Raw genomic sequence first — 19,027 nt, forward strand, 5'->3', positions numbered from 1 at the left:
TGCTCCTCCTTAAGTAGCCATCGTATCGAAATTAACTTTTGTACGCTCGATGGAACGTTTAATTTGCTGCTGATTTATATGAAGCTGTTGTGCTAACGCTTCAAAATGTGGTATCCATAGTATTGTTTCTGGTAACTGTGCCTCATAGGCTGCATCAATAATTGCCAGCGCCTTTGACAACTCTGGTTCGGATTCCTTTACTAAGCCAATTCCATAGTGATTACCAATCTTCACTTTCGTTTCTGTAACTAATACTTCTCCTATATAAAACAGTGATTTTTGCGCAGTTTCACGCATTTTGATCATGACAAGTCCTTCTTTTGGTGGGCTAATTTCCTGTACGTCATATTGCTCGCAAATATTAGCTGCCAGTTGTAATGCAAGCTCTCTTCCTACTTCAATTAACAACTTTGTTCGTTCAGCTCTTTTCATCATGCCAGCTCCTTTCACTATCATCCTAACTTGTCGCCAAGTGCTGTAGTGAAAAGGTTTCATAAAGAATATGTAAAGACGCTTTACAAAAAAGGCGCCAAGTTGTAAAAAATAGGGCTGTAGGGAAAGCAGATTTTTACTGCATCTCCCTACAGCCCCTTTTAATTCATAGTTGAAAAGAAAAGCGATCTGTGCGATAAATAATTTCTGTGTACTCTAGCAATTGATTTTGTTCCTTATCCCAGTTATCCGATTCTACCTTGACGAGTGGCACAAGCACCTCACAGCTGAGTAATGCGCGCTCTAATTCATTCGGAAAAGATACTGACAAATTAGAAAAAGTGCTGTGAAACATATTAATTCCATTGCTCTTATAAAAACTATACATGGATGTTAATCGATTATTTGCCTGCTTAATTTGCGGAAAATTGTCCGCAATTATATAAGAACGATGTAATGCGGCAGGCTCACCATCGATATAACGCAAGCGTTCTACTAAATAAACTGTATGCTCAGGCACAATTTGAGGCTTATTATAAATTTCATGGTTGGCTGGTACACGCTCTAATTTCGTAACAACCGATTTATAATTCGCTGTTTGCTTCCGCATTTTTTCACTAAAGCTCACATCACCGGTCATTACAACCTCCAACGTTTTCCTTTGGTGCTTTAAAAAACGCCCAACCCCTTGCTTTGAATATATATAGCCCATCTTTTCAATAAATTCATAGACATTGCGAATTTTAATTCTTGGCACTTTAAACTGCTCTACTAATACAAGCTCACTTGGCATTTTATCATCTAATGAAAATGTGCCATTTAAAATACCTTGCAACAAATAGTCCTTTACTCGTAGCTCTTCTTGATCCATCACTGTTCACCTCTGCTAGATGGTTATTTTACAATTCATCGTAAAAAATTTTAAATATATGCACAAGATAGCTAGATGTTAGTAATTTCGCGCTCAACCTTAGTGTCTCATGCGTTGTGGGCACTTTTTTACAAAATGTAAAAATTATATTAAGAAATTGTATAGCTAAGGGTTTTGCCAAAATCCGAAAGAAGAATAATTACGTGTGACTTTTTTGCCTTTTCAGAAGTAATACGGGCTTTCCTTTCCCTTCAAATGAATTTGAACAAAAAAGCCTTGCTAATTAGAAGATATTCCAATTAACAAGGCTTTCATTAATCTTTTGGCACTAGCATTTTATTATACTAAGATTCAACATGACTCAATTATTTTTAAACTGATAAATTTTTCGTGGTCTACCTGGTTTACCCGTTGATTCTTCAGTAACCTCTAGTAAACCCATTTGCTCAAGATCTTGTAAAATCCTTCTCGTATTTCGATCTGTGTTCTTTAAAAGGTTTGTAATGAGTTCACTATCGAAGCTTTCTATTTTCTTCAATTTTAAATAATGATAAATTTTTGCAGGGATAGTTGGTGTGTAGTTATGCTCTTTTAATACTTTCTTCCAGTCTTCAGGCAATCTTTCAACTGTATAATATTGATTACCTTCAGTAATAAATTCAGGTATTTCTTTCATTTGACTATCGAAAAATATTTTTTTATCTGCTTCATTTTGATTGTTTTCAAAAGCAAGCTCTATATTTTGCATCGCTTCATACACTGTATGTCCAGAGCCTATTCCCACTTTTAAATTAAGAGATGTTTCAAGTTCAATTTCTTGAACAAGCTTTGTAATTGATTGACTTAAATGCAATAATTCAAAGTCACCATAGGTTGTATAAATATAAAAACGGCCTTCCTGTGTATTCACAAGCGTCCCGTTCAGCTTCTCAGCTATTGCTAAAATGGCTAATTCCGCCGCTAATCTTTTCTTCTTAGCCTCATACGTGTCACCAATAACTTTAATTGTGCCATGATGGAGCTCGAAGCCAACAATAGCAACCTTTGATTTCTCAAATATTTGGCTAGTAGCACGTGTCACAAGTAAATTAAAAATAGACCTAATCGCCAATTGTGATGGGACAATACGGAAACATGGTATTCCGAGTTTTTGTAACTCTTGGTATACCGTCACTAAACAAGTAACCGCTACTTCTGTTTTCTTAGCATTAAAATTTCGAATATGAAAATCAATAATTTCCTCATATGTACCATGGCGTTCATACGAGAACAATTCAAAGTTCAAAGAGTGTATATTATACTCTTTTAATACTTGTAGCACGATTTCTTCATCAACTGTATCAACACTAATAGATGTTGTAATTTCTTTTCTTTCAAGAAATATTTGAAGTATTGTTCCTAAAAACGCTATACCGTGAAGTGGTATAAAAGCCCCTTCTTCCTCAGTAATCCACCCTTTATCTAACGCATAGTAATAAGGTTGTTGTCCAGAAAAAATCCATTGTGTAACATCGTACCTATTATCTTTCAAAATATGCTCCAACATATCTTGATGAAAATATTCAAACTCAACTAACTCAATTCGAGAATCAGTACGTGCCACTTCTTTCATTTGATCCAATGAGTCACGTGGACCTATTGCTCCAATCCGCACTTTCAATGCACTCATGGCCCCTTTCAATTGCTTTCTACTTCTATAACAATACTAGTGTAAAGGATGATGACAAGCAACAAAGTGGCGTGGCAAAATTTCTCGATATTCTGGACTTTCTTGTTTACAACGTTCTGTTGCAAATGAGCATCTTGGATGGAAATGACAACCACTAGGTGGATTACTTGGATTCGGAATTTCCCCTTCTATTAGTTGGTGTGTTTTACGCAATTTTGGATCTGGGATTGGTACAGAATCTAATAAAGCATGTGTATATGGATGTAATGGCTTAACAAAAAGCTCATCACGATCTGCTAGCTCCACCATTCTTCCTAAATACATAACACCAATTCGAGTGCTAATATGACGAACAGCAGGCAAGCCATGTGCAATAAATATATATGTTAAATCTAATTCCTTTTGTAATTTCTTTAAAAGATTTAAAATTTGCGCTTGAATTGAAACATCCAATGCAGATACAGCCTCATCACAAACAATTACTTTCGGGCGCAATGCTAAGGCTCTCGCAATTCCTATTCGCTGACGTTGACCGCCGCTAAATTCATGCGGATAACGCTTCAACTGATGTTCACCCAGTCCAACAAGCTTTATTAGCTCTAACACTTCTTTACGCAATTGTTCACCTGAAGCAATTTTGTGCACAACTAATGGCTCACCAATTATTTCTTCTACAGTCATGCGTGGATTTAATGACGAGTAGGGGTCTTGAAATATAACTTGCAAATCTCGTCTTGCCTTACGTAATTCCTCCTGCGACATCTGTGCAATATCTTTACTATCAAAATAAATATTACCTTCCGTTGCATCGAGTAACCCTAAAATAAGTTGTCCTGTTGTTGATTTACCGCATCCAGATTCGCCTACAATCCCCAACGTTTCACCTTCATAGACATCAAAATTTAAGCCATCTACCGCTCGTACTGTGGAGCTCTGCTTTTTAATATATCCCTTGGTAATTTCAAAATGCTTTTTTAAATTCCGCACTTTCATAATTACTTTTTCTTCTATTTCAATTTTTTCTTTTACAACTTCCATTTTGTGTACCCCCTATACTTTAATACATCGTTTCGCATGTGTTGAATTAATGTATTCTAGTTCTGGATGTATTGTCATGCAATCTTTGTCCGCCAAAGGGCATCTCGGATGGAATTTACATCCTTTCGGCATATTTGTAGGATTTGGTACAGTTCCTTCTATTGAATAAAGATTTTCTACAACATCATGAATTTTGGGAATTGATGCCATTAACCCATGTGTATATGGATGCTTTGGATTTTCAAATAACTCGAAAACAGGAGCTTCCTCTACTACCTCACCCGCATACATAACAATAACTCGGTCAGCGACTTCTGCTACTACACCTAAGTCATGTGTAATAATTAAAATACTCGTATTGCTTTTTTCCTTCAAATTTTTCATCAATGTTAAAATTTGTGCTTGAATTGTTACATCTAGCGCAGTCGTTGGCTCATCTGCAATTAAAAGTTTGGGATTGCAGGACAGCGCCATTGCAATCATGACTCGCTGGCGCATCCCCCCTGATAATTGGTGAGGGAAACGGCTCATTACTTTTTCTGCATCCGGAATGCCTACTAACTCTAGCATTTCAATTCCTTTTTTATGAGCTGCCTCTTTTGTTAATTGCTGATGAAGAATCAGCGTTTCTCGCAATTGATACCCAATCGTGAAAACCGGATTCAAAGCTGTCATAGGCTCTTGGAAAATCATTGATATTTCATTGCCACGCAGTGCTCGATATTCTTTTTTACTAATCTTAAGCAAATCTCGTTCTCTGAACGTCATTTCCCCATCATATACTTCACCATTTGGAGGTAAAATGCCCATAACTGCAAGCGATGTTACACTTTTACCACTTCCTGATTCACCTACAATCGCAAGTGTTTCCCCTTCGTTTACATGAAAGGTCACACCATTAACGGTTGGCACAAAGCCATCTTCTGTTTTAAATCGAACGCGTAAATCTTTAATATCTAAAATTGGATTGCTCATATGCACACCTCACAGTTAATCTTTAATTTTCGGGTCTAATACGTCACGTAACCAATCTCCTAAGAAAATAACACCTAACACCGTTACAGTAATCGCAATACCTGGGAATGTTGCTACCCACCAGCTAGTTGCGAGATACTCACGACCATCACTCAGCATTAACCCCCATGATACATCTGGAGACTGAATACCTAAACCAAGGAAGCTTAAGCTAGCTTCTAAAATAATCGTTGAAGCAACATTTAATGTCGCAATAACGATAAATGAGGAAATAACATTCGGCAATACATATTTTGCGATAATTCTGAAATTTTTAGCTCCAATTGCCCGTGCGGAGCGTACATAATCTCGTTCTTTTACACTTAATGTTTCACTTCGTACCATCCTTGCATAAACAACCCAGGATGTCCCACCTAATACTAGAATCAATGTAGGTACGCTCGGTCCAAGTACTGCAAGAATAATTAACATAAATAAAATATTTGGAATTGCAAGGAATGAATCGACTGTTCTCATAATAATGAAATCCCATAGCTTACCATAGTACCCCGCAATCAATCCAAAAAACATGCCGATAATACCAGCTAGAATAACAGCACTTATTCCTACTAATAACGATATTCGTGAGCCATAAATAATTCGACTTAATACATCTCGCCCTAGGTTATCTGTTCCTAATGGGTGCTCCATCGTTCCGCCTTCCAGCCAAAATGGCGGTAGTAAACGACTCATAATATTCGTCTTAGCTGGGTCATACATTGCTAAATAAGGCGCCAAAATAGCCATAATGGTCATCGCTAATACAATAATCAAACCAACGAAGCCTGTCTTACTTTTAAGTAGTCGGAAAAAAAGGCTTTTAAATCTACCCTTCTTTTTACGATTAAGAGAAGATTGTGAAGTTTCAAGTGTTGTTGTCATATAAATACCTCCTTAATCGTACTTGATTCTTGGATCAAGTAATCTGTAAATAAGGTCTGCAATAAGGTTGCTTAGTATAACAAATACGGCTATCAACAATGTAGCCGCCTGAACGACACTCATATCGCGTAAATTAACCGCCTGAACTAGCAATTGCCCAAGCCCTGGCCATGCAAATACCGTTTCTGTAATAAGTGTCCCTCCAATAAGGGTGGATGTTTGTAGCGCCATAATTGTCACTACTGGGATTAAAGCATTACGAAATGCATGTTTATTTACTACAATGGATTCTCGTAATCCTTTACTGCGTGCAGTTCGAATAAAATCTTGCCCCAGTATTTCCAACATGCTAGAACGAATTAAACGTGTCATCTCAGCAGCAATACCTGTGCCTAATGTTATAGCTGGTAAAATAAGATGCATAAGTCCACCCTTCCCGGAAACAGGAAACAATTGAAGATTTACCGCAAACATTAAAATCAACATAATACCAAGCCAAAAACTTGGCATTGCCTTCCCTAATACAGCACCACCTGTAATAAATAGGTCCATAAAGCTATTGCGCTTAACTGCGGATAATATCCCTAACGGAACAGAAATAATAATTGCTACAATCATTGAGGCAATCGCAAGCTGGAACGTCGCAGGTAACCGCTCTAACACTAGGTCCAATGCATCCATATCATAGCGAAATGACTCACCAAAATCCCCTTTCACTAGGTCACCTAAATATTTCATATATTGAACAGGTAATGGTTCATTAAATCCAAGTGCCTCCTTTAGCGATTCTCGCTCCTCATCTGTTGCTGTTTCAGGAAGCATCATTGAAACAGGGTCACCAGTTACTCGCACTAGCACAAAAACGATAAGCGTTATAAGAAGAAGGACGGGAATTGTTTTTAAGACATTTAGAAGAAAATATTTCATTCATATGTACCTCCATAGCCATCAATTTTAACCACCACAGAGTATTCAAATGGCATTGTCTGTGGTGGCTACCTTGTTTTTAGCTATATTTGATATAGCTAAAGGGCGAAAATCTCCAATTATTTTAATGTAATCGTGTCTACGTAGAACATTTCATCTAATCTCGGTTCAAAATCAACTCGGTCATTCACACCTGTAATTGCCTGTAATTGATATAAATAAATTTGCGGGCGATCTTCTGCAATGAATTCTTGTGCTTTTTTGTATTGTTCTACACGCTCATCTAAGTTCATATTAGTTTCAGCAGTAATTAATAATTTCTCTGTTTCTGGGTTATTATAATCCGTTTCCCCTTTTGCTCGTTCAAACTGTAGACGGTCTAATGCGAGTGAAGCATCGAACATTGAATTACCGTATCCAATGAAGAACATATCGTTAAATGTTCTTTCCGTGTACTTTTGGTTGAAGGCACTCCACTCTAATAATTCAAGCTTTACTGTAATGCCAACCTCTGCAAGCATTGCTACCATTAATTCTGCAGTTTCCTTATCTTTTAAATAACGCCCATTTGGTGCGCTAAGTGTCAATGTAAGACCATCTGCATAACCTGCCTGAGCCAATAATTCTTTTGCTTTTTCAGGATCATATAAAGATGTCCCAAACAAGCTTTCATTTGCTCCAACATTGCCTGGCGTTACGCGTGTACGTGTAACCTCACCCGCTCCACCAAGTAAAGAATCAACAATAGCCTGCTTATCAATCGCTAAATCAATTGCCTCGCGCACTAGCGGGTCTGCCGTTACATTGCCTTCTGCTGTACGAAGAACAAGCATCATAACGCGTTGAGTTGGAGAATTTTTAACTGTTACACCTTCTGTTGCATCAATGCGCTCTACATCTGTTGGAGGAATATTTACAGCAATATCGATTCCACCTGTTAATAATTCTGAAACGCGAGTTGAATCTTCAGGAATACTTCTGAAAACTACTTCTTCCCACTTCGGTGCTTCACCAAAATAATCATTGTTCGCCTCTAAAGTTAAACGGTCATCCTTTTTCCAGTCTTTAAATTTGTAAGGACCTGTACCAACAGGCTTATTTACAAATGTATCCCATCCTTCTGATTCGATATAATCTTTTGGTAGAATCCCAGAGCCAATTCTTGATAAACGGTTTAATAAAGCTGGTTCTGGTGCATGTGTGATAATATCAAATTCATAATCACTTTTTACTTTTACTTCTTTAATTTGTTTATAGCTTCCGTACTCCAATAATGTTTCATCATTTGCTACACGCTCCAATGTGAATTTCACGTCGTCTGCAGTTAAATCTTCACCATTATGAAACTTTACGCCTTCTTTAAGCTTGAAGGACCATGTTGTATCATCTACATTTTCCCAGCTTTCAGCAAGATCTGGTAAAAACCCCTCTTTACCACCATTTTTAACTAAATAGTTAAACATATTGACATGAACAGCCTCTGTACTTGTAGTATTGTGGTTATGAATATCAAAAGAGGTAACATCTGTTCCAAATCCAACTACGAGTGTTTTAGAATCGCTTTTCTCAACGGGTTTTTCACCTTGTTCTTTATCTGAGCCACCGCTATCTTTCGAACATGCTGCTAAAATTAGTACAAACACTAACAACAAAATAGACAATCCTTTTTTCATAGTCCCTCTCCCTCTTTCTCTAAAAATTTGCAGACTAAGCTACATAAAGCCCCTATCCCAAACAGCATTGCCTCTTCATCAACATTAAATTTTGTTGTATGAATCCCATGGGCAGTGGATTCTCCCGAACTTGTTCCTAATCTAAAAAATACAGATGGTACTCTTTCAGAGAAAAATGCAAAATCTTCTCCACCCATTGATGCATTTCCATAGCGAACTACCTCTAAACCGAATATCTCTCCTACTGTTGAAGCAAAGAATTCTTTGGCTGTAGAGTCGTTTTTCAACGCAGGGGTCTCATAGGTATAGCTTAATTGACATGAACCACCAAAAGCTTGCGCTATATTATCTGCAATTTGCTTTATGCGCCCATCCATCCCTTCTCGTGTTTTTGGGTTCAAAGTACGCACTGTCCCATTAACAGTAACTTTATCAGGGAGAATTGTTCCTTTCGTCCCCCCTTGAATTTGTCCTATACTTACGACTACCGAATCGAGTGGATCAATCTGTCTACTAACAATTTGCTGTAAAGCAACTAGGATTTGAGCAGTAATCATTACTGCATCTACAGCTAAATGAGGGTGTGCAGCGTGTCCGCCTTTTCCTTGGACAACTAGTTCAAACATATCGACTGCAGCACCACTATAAACCGCGTTGGATAGACCAAATTCACCAACGCGCAATGCCGGAGCAACATGAAGGCCTGCCATTAAGTCCATTGCTGGATTTTCAAGCACCCCATCTTCAATCATTTTCGCTGCGCCTCTTCCAATTTCTTCAGCTGGTTGAAAAACTAATTTCAATACACCTTTCTCCAAACCTATTTCCGAAAAAACTTTAGCAACACCAAGTAAATTTGCCGTATGTACATCATGCCCACAGGCATGTGCAACTCCTTCATGAACACTGCGATATGCTTCATCGATTTCGTCAGGCATTGGAAGTGCATCCATATCTGCTCGTAAACCTATTACTCGACCTGCTTGCTTACCTTTAAGTATTCCAACAACACCTGTGCCGCCTATACCTTCCTGTATTTCATATCCCCAGTTTTTTAAATAAGAGGCGACAATGCTAGATGTTCTTTTTTCTTGAAATCCAAGCTCAGGGTGCTTACGTAAATCTTGTCGAATAGCAACAATCTTTTCATAGTTAGCTATAATCGATTCATAAACTGTAGGATATACTTCCTTTAATTTATTGAACTGTTGCTTTGTCATTTACCTTTCATCCCCTTTCAGTTTTGCTGTGCCATTACTTTCCCATATGTGAAGATAAGTGAAGCAACCATTTTAATCCCGTCGATAAAATCTTCTATTTCTATATTTTCGTTTGGTGCATGTGTATAAGATGTGAAATTTCCAACTCCGAATGATACAGATGGTATACCGAACTTTTGGCATATTTCATACATCGGACCTGTTCCAGGCGTGTTTGGAACTACATTCGGCGATTGCTTCGTATATTTTTCTACAGTCTCCAAAACGGCTCCTACTATTTTTTCAGATGGATGTGTTCGCGCTGCGATTTCTTCACCAAAAGTGCGAATTTCTATATCAGTAAACCCATTTTCATCAAGATGGCTACGCAGTAACTGCAACATTTTATTAGGCTGCTGTCCTGGTACAAGTCGGAAATCAATTTTTGCAACAGCCTCTGAAGGTAAAACCGTTTTTGATCCCTCTCCTGTGTAGCCGCTATGTATACCGCAAATATTACAAGTAGGCTCATAAATATGCTTTTTCTTCAATTCTTCTCCTGTCAAATCATTAACAAATTGCTTAATACCTAGATGCTCCTTCAGTTTTTTCTCTTCAATGCTATAACGCTGTAGCATTTCTAAATCCTCATCTGTTAATGGAGTAATATCATCATAAAAACCAGGGATCAGCACTCGATCTTGATCATCTTTTAACGAATTTAATGCTTTCACTAAGCGCCATGCCGGACTATTAACAATAGTTGCATTTGCTGAATGAAGGTCAGTATTTGCTTCTTTTGCGAACAGCTCTACGTATAAAAGCCCTTTTACACCTAACGAAACTTCAATTCGACCTTCCCCATCCTTATAACCGAATTCCCATATACAAGCATCTGCTTGTATTTTTTCTTGATAATTTTCAGCAAATGTACCGAGATTGATACTGCCAATTTCCTCTTCACCTTCAAATATGAATTTAATATCAATTGGCAATTCACCAGTTACTTTTTTAATGGCATGAACTGCTGCCATACGCGCTATTAAATTTCCTTTATTATCGGCAATTCCACGGGCGACCAATTTATTTCCAACAACGGTCGGTTCAAATGGCGGTGTCTTCCACAATTCAATTGGATCTTCTGGTTGGACATCATAGTGATTGTAAAAGCTTAAAATCGTTCCTTCTTTTCCTTGTAAATGTGAAAATACGACAGGCTGCCCCCCTGTAGCAAGAATCTCAGGATAAACATTAAAAGCCTCGTCAAAAAGCTGTTCTAAGTACTTTACACTTTCTTGCATTCCCCTATTTTGTGCAGCAACACTTGGAATTCTACAAAAATCTGTGAGCCATTTTAAATAGTAATCACGATGTTTATCAATATACTCAAAAATTTGATTTTCCAATTTATTCTCCACCTTATTTTTCGGAATTTTTCCGAAAATAATTATTTTCATAAATCTTACATTGACCATATATTATATGTCAACATTAATTTTATAGAATTTTCAAAATATATAGTTTTTTCGGATTCCATCTTACTTATTTATCCCCCAAAGTATATTTAATTCAGGCATTTCAGACTTTCCCCCAAATGAAATTACTCTTCAAAATATATAAAATCAGCAAACTTACCGTCATTTACAGAAATCAGAACTTCCTGCATCTACCGCTACGAAATTTGCTAAATTATAATAAAGGCATTGAAATTTCACTACATCAGGGAATTACGACTTATAATAAAAGACATTTTCCATAATAATTTAGCACTATCCATATAGGAAAATATATTCTTCCTAATAAAAATAAAAACTGTAAGAAAAGTAGATTTCCATCTACATTTTCTTACAGTCTAGCCTCACTTTATTCAACTTCCTTCACACCCGCAGCCACCAATATTTTATTGCGAGCTAATAGCAAAAGTAACACTAACATCAAAATGCCTGTCGCAATTAAAATCCATTCGATTGCAATAACATCTGCTAAAGGGCCAAATACAAGCATTCCTATTGGCATCATAGACGAGGAGATCATACCGAATACGCCAAAAATACGCCCTAAATAATTACCTTCCACTTTTTCCTGAAGCAATACGGTTGAAGGTGTGTTGAAAATTGGCATAGCTATACCACAAATAAGCATTAACACTGAATATACTAGAAAGTTTGGCACAAACCCGAAGCTAATTGTGCATAGTGCCATAATAATCCCAGCAAATAGCATCGTATGTACTCGATTTTGAAAGCCACCCCACATTGCAATTGCGCTTCCTCCAGCCATCATACCTACTGAAAAAGTAAGCTCAATAACTGTTAATCGCCATACATCATCCCCAAAGGAGCGTGCTACTTGTAGCGGTGTTAAAAAGGCCATTGGTGCAATCAAAAAGAAGAGCATTGCAAAAAATAAGAAGAATGATTTTAAAAATGCGTGCTCTCGAATATAGCGCAATCCTTGCTTAAAGTCTTCAATATAGCCGACTTGCTCTCCCATTGCCTTTTCGTGCACAGCTATTTTTAAGAAGAAGAGCAATGTAAAAATGGCTAGAGCTGCCGTTACAACATCAATAAAGAATATAATCTCTAATGTAGCTAAGCTGAGTAATGCTGCACTTACCATTGGGGCAATAAACATGATACCTGCCTGAATACTCCCATTAATACCATTTACCTTTGTCAGCTTTTCCTCTGGGACAATTTGTGGCAAAATTGCCCCCACAGCAGGTGTTTGTACCCCTGCACCAAATGAACGAATCGCTGCAATAACAAATAATAGCCACATCTCCTCATAGCCCATTAAAAAGACAATAGCCAACACTAACGTAGAAAGTGCAATAACACCATCCGCTATCGCAATCAGCCATTTACGATTGTAACGATCTGCCCATACCCCCGCAAAGGGAGATAGTAAAAATGTTGGAACAAAGCCACATAAAATAAAGATTGTCATCATCATACCAGATTGCGTTGTTAACGTAACATGCCACATAATTGCGTACTGTACAAGCGCTGAGCCGAACAATGAAATCGTCTGACTTGTTAAAAAAAGTGCAATATTCCTTTTCCAGTTTTCCATTAAGTAGTATCCTCCATTTATCCAAAACGTACGTTCTCTTAATTATAATATAAAACAATATTAGAACACAATTTTGAATGAATGAACCTACTTATTCTTTCCACAAACGACCTGGCCAATAAGACCATCTTCCGAATAGCGTAATTAAAGCAGGTACTAATAATGGACGCACAATAAAGGTATCTAATAGAACACCTATAGCAGTGACAATACCGAATTGTACTAATAATTGAATTGGCAACGAAGCCAACACTGCAAATGTCCCTGCCAAAATTAAGCCCGCTGATGTAATTACTGCACCAGTAGATGCTACTCCTTCTGCAATAGATTGCTTATAGTCCATCCCTCGCTGTCTATTTTTCCATATATCTGAAATCATAAAAATATTGTAATCATTGCCTAGTGCTATAATAAATACAAAGGAATATAGTGGAATGGCACTCGCCATCGCCTCATGCCCTAAACCATAATGAATAATAAGCCAGCCTAAGCCAAGCGCTGCAAAAAACGATACAAGCACTGTTAGCATTAATTGAATAGCCGTAATAACTGCGCGTAAATATAACAGTAGCACAACAAAAATAATGGCAATCATAACAGGCTGAATCAACTTCTCATCATGCATTTGCACTTCCTTTGTATCTAACTGTTCACTCGTTTCGCCGCCAATCCAAAATTCATTATCTAAAATAGACGCTATATCTTTTTTCATTTGCTCAACATCTGCCATTGCCTTATTCGAGTATGGATTTTTATTTAAATCCACTTCGTACAATAATATATTTGTATCTGTAGCACCTACACGCGGTTCTTTAACCGCTGCTATATATGGTAAATTACTCAACTGTTCTTTAACATCTAACTGCTGTCCCTCCGCATTAATAATAAGTTGTACTGGTGCTAATTCTCCAGCACTAAAATTATCTTCAATTAACACAAAGCCTTCACGAGATTGTATTTCCTTTGGAAATGAAGAAAGTAAGTCATAGTTATATTGGATTTTTGTTGAAGTAAAGGCCAACACAAGTAATAAAACACTTGTTGTTACCACGATAAACCAAGGCTTATGCGTAACAAATATACCGATTTTCCGCATTTTTGCATGACTTTCTTGGTGCTGTTTATATTCCTTGCCCTTATTTTTTGCAAGCTGTTTCTCTTCTTCAATTGTGCGAGGGATAAACGGCCAAAACGCTTTGCGACCTAATAAAGCGAGCAGTGCAGGTAATAAAGTTAATACTGCAATCATTGTTAATAACACGCCAAAGCTAAATGGCACAGCAAAGCGTTGAAAAGCGCCGTAATCCGCCAGCGCAAGCGTTGCTAACCCAATAACAACTGTAAAGCCACTCATAAAAATAGCCCCTGCAGAATCCCGTACAGCTTCAGAAATCGCTACAAATTTGTTATTTTCCATTAATAGCTTATCGCGGTATTTTGTAATTAAAAATAAACAATAATCCGTACCCGCACCAAACAATAATACAATCATAATCGCGATTGCCTGTGCATCTTTATGAATCCAACCATTCTCCGCCATATAGCCAAGCAGTGGGCTAATAACTAAAAATGCAATACTAACAACGATAATTGGAATAAGCGCTAAAATTGGCGAGCGATAAATCGCTAATAAAATGATTAAAATTAAAATCACTGTTGCCATCATTAGCTTTACATCTGCTGATGCAAAAAGCGAGGCTGCATCTACAGAAATAGCTACAGGACCTGAAAAGCGAGCAAGTAAGCCACTTTCATCCAAGTTTTTGTTATAAGGGTTTTCATTCATAACATCTTTCGTATAGGATGTTATTTTTTCTAGGCTTTGTTTAAAGCTTTTTGTATTCGTATCGGTTGTAAAAAATACTGGCGTTACGAGCGAGCGCCCATTTTCTGATATAGCCCCTAGCAATGCTTCTGGCGGCAACATCGCAAAAGGAGGTAAAGCTGCCTGCCCCTCCAAAGGCTCTTCCTCCAATTTTGCATACAAAGTTTGAATGTTTACTATATCTGCTACTTCTAACCCCGTTTCCTTAAACCAAACAATTAACAATGGAATACCTGCATTTGAAGCGAATTGCTCCTTCATCATTTTATTTGCTTCAATGGACATCATATTAGATGGCAATTCATCACCTGCGTAATTTTCTACGCTATTTACTTGTGGCAATGTCATAGTTAAAACGATTAACAAGACTAGCCATATTGTAAGAAAGACCCATCTTCCTTTTTTGCCACCAACTACTTGCCCAAAACGTTGTAATGGATTTTGTTTCATCACAAATCTCCCCTCTCTTTTTTCTAAAACTAAGAAATGTGAAACATTCTAGCTAAAGGTTTGTTCTTCCATTATAGTTAAAGTTAGAAAGGATGTGGTTAAATGCAATTAACTATTTACTGTGAAACTCCAAATGCGAAGGAAATCTCCTATTTATTCGCTAAAAATCCAAACAATTTACACGAACGTCATGAAAAAGGGCACGCTGTACGCTTCATTTATCACAAGCTAACAAATAATGAAGTCGAAGCAACTATTTTCGTTACACCTGATCCACTCGCGCTCGTTGGACATGAGCGAGCATATGATATTACGCATTATATTAATGACCGTGGATTTGCAACAAGTAGTATTTTTTTATCACTTATTCGCAAAATGCTCGGTACTGCATTAAATGGTAAACCACAGGAGCAATACATAGCATTTGCTGAGCAAGCTTTTCCTTTCACATTTGAATTTGGTCCTGTTGCTACTTCGTTATCGGATGTAGAAATTCAACAACTGTTTACACCGTTAGGCTTTCATGTTGATATTGAAGCAATTTCTTCAGCGCAGCGAGCCCGCTTTATCAAAATAAGTGCCCTAACTACTTTGCAGCAGGCACTACGACAAATTTTCGTTCTTATTCCTGTAATGGATGATTATAAGCATTATTTTATCGATGAGGCAGAGCGTGAGCGATTGGAGCGCTACGGCGAAGGCTGGCTCGAACAGCACCCTCAAAAGAATTTTATTTATAAAAAGGCACTACGTTTTCGTCATTTAATTAGCACTGAGACTAATATTGCTACAAAACCCTTACTGAATACGCAGCGCTACGAGGCGATTGTAGAACAAGTCAAACAGCTTTCGCATCAATCAGTCGTTGATTTAGGTGCTGGAGAAGGAAAATTAACCGCTTTATTAAGCGAGCTGCCAACAATTCATGAGCTAATTGCAGTTGAGCCAAGTGAGGCTGCAATCCGTAAAGCAACAAAGCGCTTCGAAGGGCTTGATACGGCTGTAGCACCAAAGATTCAATGGGGCTCATTATTTTACTATGATAATACTTTAGTTAATAAAGATATTCTTATTTTATGCGAGGTTATTGAGCATATTAATGAAGTGCGTTTGCCGAAAATTATGTCAATGTTGCTACAACAATACTCGCCAAAAACATTAATTATTACAACACCAAATGCGGATTATAACCAAGTGTATGAGCTAGAGGAGATGCGTCATGACGATCATCGCTTCGAATGGACACGTCAGCAATTCGAAAGCTGGTGTGTAGCAATGTCACAAGGGACCCCATACTCTACGGCTTTTTATGGAATTGGCGAACAGCATATAGTGCATGGCACACCAACACAAATGTGTATTTTTAAACGAATGGAGGGACTGTAATGCAGCTTCATTTATCACAGGCAGCAATCGTACTATGTATCGGTCCATCTAACAGTGGCAAATCAACATTTTTACAGAAGCTTGTTGTTGACAATATCATTACTCCAAGCGAAATTGTTAGCTCAGATGACTATCGAATAACGGTTGCTGATATAGATTTTATTGACTTCCAAGGTGCAACAAAGCAAGAGGCGGATCTATTATACGAGCAATATAGCGCTATTTCAGTGGAAACATTCCAGCTAATGGAGCAGGTCGTTACAGCAAGGGCAAAGCTAAATCGCTTAACCTTTGTCGATGCAACCCATTTAAATGCTAAGGAACGCGAAAAATATTTTGCTATTGCCAAAAGACAGCACGTTCCCATTGAAGGAATCATTTTCGATGTACCGGTAGAGCAACTATTACTACGTGACCAAATGCGAGAAAACCCAAGAGGTGCTGCTCGCATTAAGCAACAGGCACGTAAATTAAAAGACGAAAAGCGCCTCTTGAAAAAAGAAGCCTTCACAAGGCTGCATTTATTCAATCCAGATACGGATGCTTATTCTATCGTTCGTAAGCCTTCGCCACTTACAATTGAGCTTGGCACAGGTATTGATGTGATTGGAGATATACATGGCTGCTATGATGAAATGATGGCATTAATCGAAAAATTAGGCTATATCGAAGAAAATGGTCTTTATAGACATCCTAAAGGACGCAAGCTAATTTCTGTTGGTGATATTATGAGCCGTGGGCCGAAATCACTTGCCACGATGCAATTTTGGCTAAAGCAAATTGAAGCAGGACTAAGCTTTATGACAGACAGCAATCATGGCTGGAAAATTGCACGTTGGCTAGAAGGTCGAGATGTTCAGCTATCCCATGGAGATGAATTAGTGGAACAAGAGATGCAGCAATTTGAAACTACGCATGGCATAGATGAATTAACAACTTTAAAAGAACGTCTTGCTAAAATGCTGCTGAACGCTCCTTCTCATTATATCATCACAGAAAATGGCATTGGTAAAGCAGTTGTCACACATGCAGGCATCCGCGATCGCTATATTGGCAAAAACTCACCACGTATCCGTGATTTTTGCCGCTACGGTGATGTTGTTGGTACAAGCGAAAACGGTCGACCGATTCGCGCTGAATGGTATGCTGACCATCATACATCAGAGCTTATTATTTGGGGACATGAGCCAAAGCTCAAGCCTTTAAAAATAAATAATACAGTAAATATCGACCAAGGCGTTGTTTTTGGTGGACAGCTTACAGCTTTTCGTTATCCTGAGGGAACATTTGAGGCAGTAGAAGCGTATGAAAACTATGCAGGTGAGCATCAAAATCCTTTATTAGAAGCTGCTGTAAAGCATTTTGCTCCACCGAATATCCGTGCATTTATTGATGGCTTCGAGGTTGCAACAACACATGGTGGCACTGTTTGGATTAGGGATGGCTATGCAAAGGCTGCAATTGACACAGTGTCACACTATACTGTGCCATTGGAGCAGCTCATTTATATTCCGCCAACGATGAGTCCAACACCGCAAACATCACAGCTCGAGGATTATTTAGAACACCCTACTGAAGCTTTTGCCTATTATAAAAAGCATGGATTTACTGAGCTCATCGCTGAGAAAAAGCATATGGGGAGCCGCGCTGTTCTTTTATTGTTCAAAAATAAGCGAATCGCGAAAGAATGGGTAGATACAGAAACACTCGGCATTATCACAACACGTAGTGGACGAGCCTTTTTTGCTTCAAATACCCACGGAATCATCGTGCACAAGTTACATGCAGAATTAGTCGCAAAAAACTATTTCGAGAAAATGGACACAGATTTCGTCTTGCTTGATGCTGAAATTTTACCGTGGAATTTAAAAGCGCAACCACTTATTGACGAACAATATGCACATGTAGCGGAGCACGCTTTAATGGATCGCCAAAAGCTAGCTACAAAGCTACAAACAACACTTGTTGATGTAACAGAGTGGCAACAGCAATATAAGGAGCTTTTACGCAATGCGGTACGCTTTGATGCGGTTTATCAAAATTATTGTTGGTCCGTGGAAGACTTATCAGCTATTCAAATTGCACCGTTCCATATTCTCGCACATAGTAACGGAACCTGCTTCCATCAGCCCCATACGTGGCATATGGAAATGAATCATTGGCTTGCTCAAGATTCCACCATCTTTATTGCAACAGAGTATCAAGTTATTAACAACGAGCAAGACGAGCAAAAGGCGATTGCCTGGTGGGAGGAAATGACGGCTGTGGGGCATGAAGGTATTGTCATTAAGCCTTTAACCTTTATTCCTAAAAATAAAGATAAGCTTATTCAGCCCGCAATCAAAGTGCGCGGTCGTGAATATTTACGCATCATTTACGGCATGGATTATACAGACCTTAAACAGCTCGCACAACTAAAAAAGCGTAAACCAAGTAAAAAAATGAAGCATGCCTTACAAGAATTTGCATTAGGCTTAGAAGGAATCGAACGCTTCGTACAAAAAGAAAGCTTAGCTCGCATCCATGAATGCGTACTAGCCACATTAGCATTGGAAAGCGATGCGGTTGATCCAAGATTATAAAAAG

The 19,027-nt window shown here is 38.1% G+C and carries 14 protein-coding genes; 2 read left to right on the forward strand and 12 right to left on the reverse strand.

Features of this window, described 5'->3' with window-relative positions; all coding sequences use genetic code 11:
- Positions 1 to 9: 9 nt before the first annotated feature.
- The 12 genes from phnG to TY13_RS14090 form a co-directional block, all read right to left on the reverse strand.
- A complete protein-coding gene (gene phnG, locus TY13_RS14035) occupies positions 10 to 435 on the reverse strand; it encodes a phosphonate C-P lyase system protein PhnG (protein ID WP_230199447.1) in 426 nt (141 codons plus the stop codon).
- Positions 436 to 598: 163 nt separating this feature from the next.
- Entirely contained in the window at positions 599 to 1,303 is a 705-nt protein-coding gene (locus TY13_RS14040; RefSeq protein ID WP_042477254.1) for a GntR family transcriptional regulator, read from the reverse strand.
- A gap of 361 nt (positions 1,304 to 1,664) precedes the next feature.
- Positions 1,665 to 2,963, reverse strand: a complete 1,299-nt coding sequence (locus TY13_RS14045) for a hypothetical protein (RefSeq protein WP_042477257.1) — start codon at positions 2,961 to 2,963, stop codon at positions 1,665 to 1,667.
- 45 nt (positions 2,964 to 3,008) lie between these two features.
- Positions 3,009 to 4,010: an ABC transporter ATP-binding protein gene (locus tag TY13_RS14050; protein ID WP_042477259.1), complete on the reverse strand. Its 1,002-nt coding sequence runs from the start codon at positions 4,008 to 4,010 to the stop codon at positions 3,009 to 3,011.
- Positions 4,011 to 4,022: 12 nt separating this feature from the next.
- Positions 4,023 to 4,985 (reverse strand): ABC transporter ATP-binding protein, encoded by a 963-nt coding sequence (locus TY13_RS14055; protein WP_042477261.1) that lies wholly within the window; start codon positions 4,983 to 4,985, stop codon positions 4,023 to 4,025.
- Between the two features lie 15 nt (positions 4,986 to 5,000).
- Positions 5,001 to 5,906, reverse strand: coding sequence for an ABC transporter permease (locus TY13_RS14060; RefSeq protein ID WP_042477264.1), 906 nt, complete (start codon positions 5,904 to 5,906; stop codon positions 5,001 to 5,003).
- A gap of 12 nt (positions 5,907 to 5,918) precedes the next feature.
- Positions 5,919 to 6,833, reverse strand: coding sequence for an ABC transporter permease (locus tag TY13_RS14065; RefSeq protein WP_042477265.1), 915 nt, complete (start codon positions 6,831 to 6,833; stop codon positions 5,919 to 5,921).
- A gap of 119 nt (positions 6,834 to 6,952) precedes the next feature.
- Complete coding sequence (locus tag TY13_RS14070) at positions 6,953 to 8,506, reverse strand: ABC transporter substrate-binding protein (protein ID WP_042477270.1); 1,554 nt, start codon at positions 8,504 to 8,506, stop codon at positions 6,953 to 6,955.
- Positions 8,503 to 9,726: a M20 metallopeptidase family protein gene (locus TY13_RS14075; RefSeq protein ID WP_042477274.1), complete on the reverse strand. Its 1,224-nt coding sequence runs from the start codon at positions 9,724 to 9,726 to the stop codon at positions 8,503 to 8,505. Before TY13_RS14075 ends, TY13_RS14070 begins: the two co-directional genes overlap by 4 nt.
- Positions 9,727 to 9,743: 17 nt before the next feature.
- Complete coding sequence (locus TY13_RS14080; RefSeq protein WP_042477276.1) at positions 9,744 to 11,111, reverse strand: M20/M25/M40 family metallo-hydrolase; 1,368 nt, start codon at positions 11,109 to 11,111, stop codon at positions 9,744 to 9,746.
- A 457-nt stretch (positions 11,112 to 11,568) separates the two neighbouring features.
- Complete coding sequence (locus TY13_RS14085) at positions 11,569 to 12,780, reverse strand: MFS transporter (protein ID WP_042477279.1); 1,212 nt, start codon at positions 12,778 to 12,780, stop codon at positions 11,569 to 11,571.
- A 91-nt stretch (positions 12,781 to 12,871) separates the two neighbouring features.
- Positions 12,872 to 15,055 (reverse strand): MMPL family transporter, encoded by a 2,184-nt coding sequence (locus tag TY13_RS14090; protein WP_042477282.1) that lies wholly within the window; start codon positions 15,053 to 15,055, stop codon positions 12,872 to 12,874.
- A gap of 102 nt (positions 15,056 to 15,157) precedes the next feature.
- Between TY13_RS14090 and TY13_RS14095 the strand changes: the two genes are divergently transcribed.
- On the forward strand, positions 15,158 to 16,441 hold the full coding sequence (locus TY13_RS14095; protein ID WP_042477285.1) for a methyltransferase domain-containing protein: 1,284 nt from the start codon (positions 15,158 to 15,160) through the stop codon (positions 16,439 to 16,441).
- Complete coding sequence (locus TY13_RS14100) at positions 16,441 to 19,023, forward strand: AAA family ATPase (protein WP_042477288.1); 2,583 nt, start codon at positions 16,441 to 16,443, stop codon at positions 19,021 to 19,023. Before TY13_RS14095 ends, TY13_RS14100 begins: the two co-directional genes overlap by 1 nt.
- Positions 19,024 to 19,027: the final 4 nt, after the last annotated feature.

Origin of the sequence: Bacillus ndiopicus, from assembly GCF_000612805.1 — a bacterium.
Classification (GTDB): Bacteria; Bacillota; Bacilli; order Bacillales_A; family Planococcaceae; genus Metasolibacillus; species Metasolibacillus ndiopicus.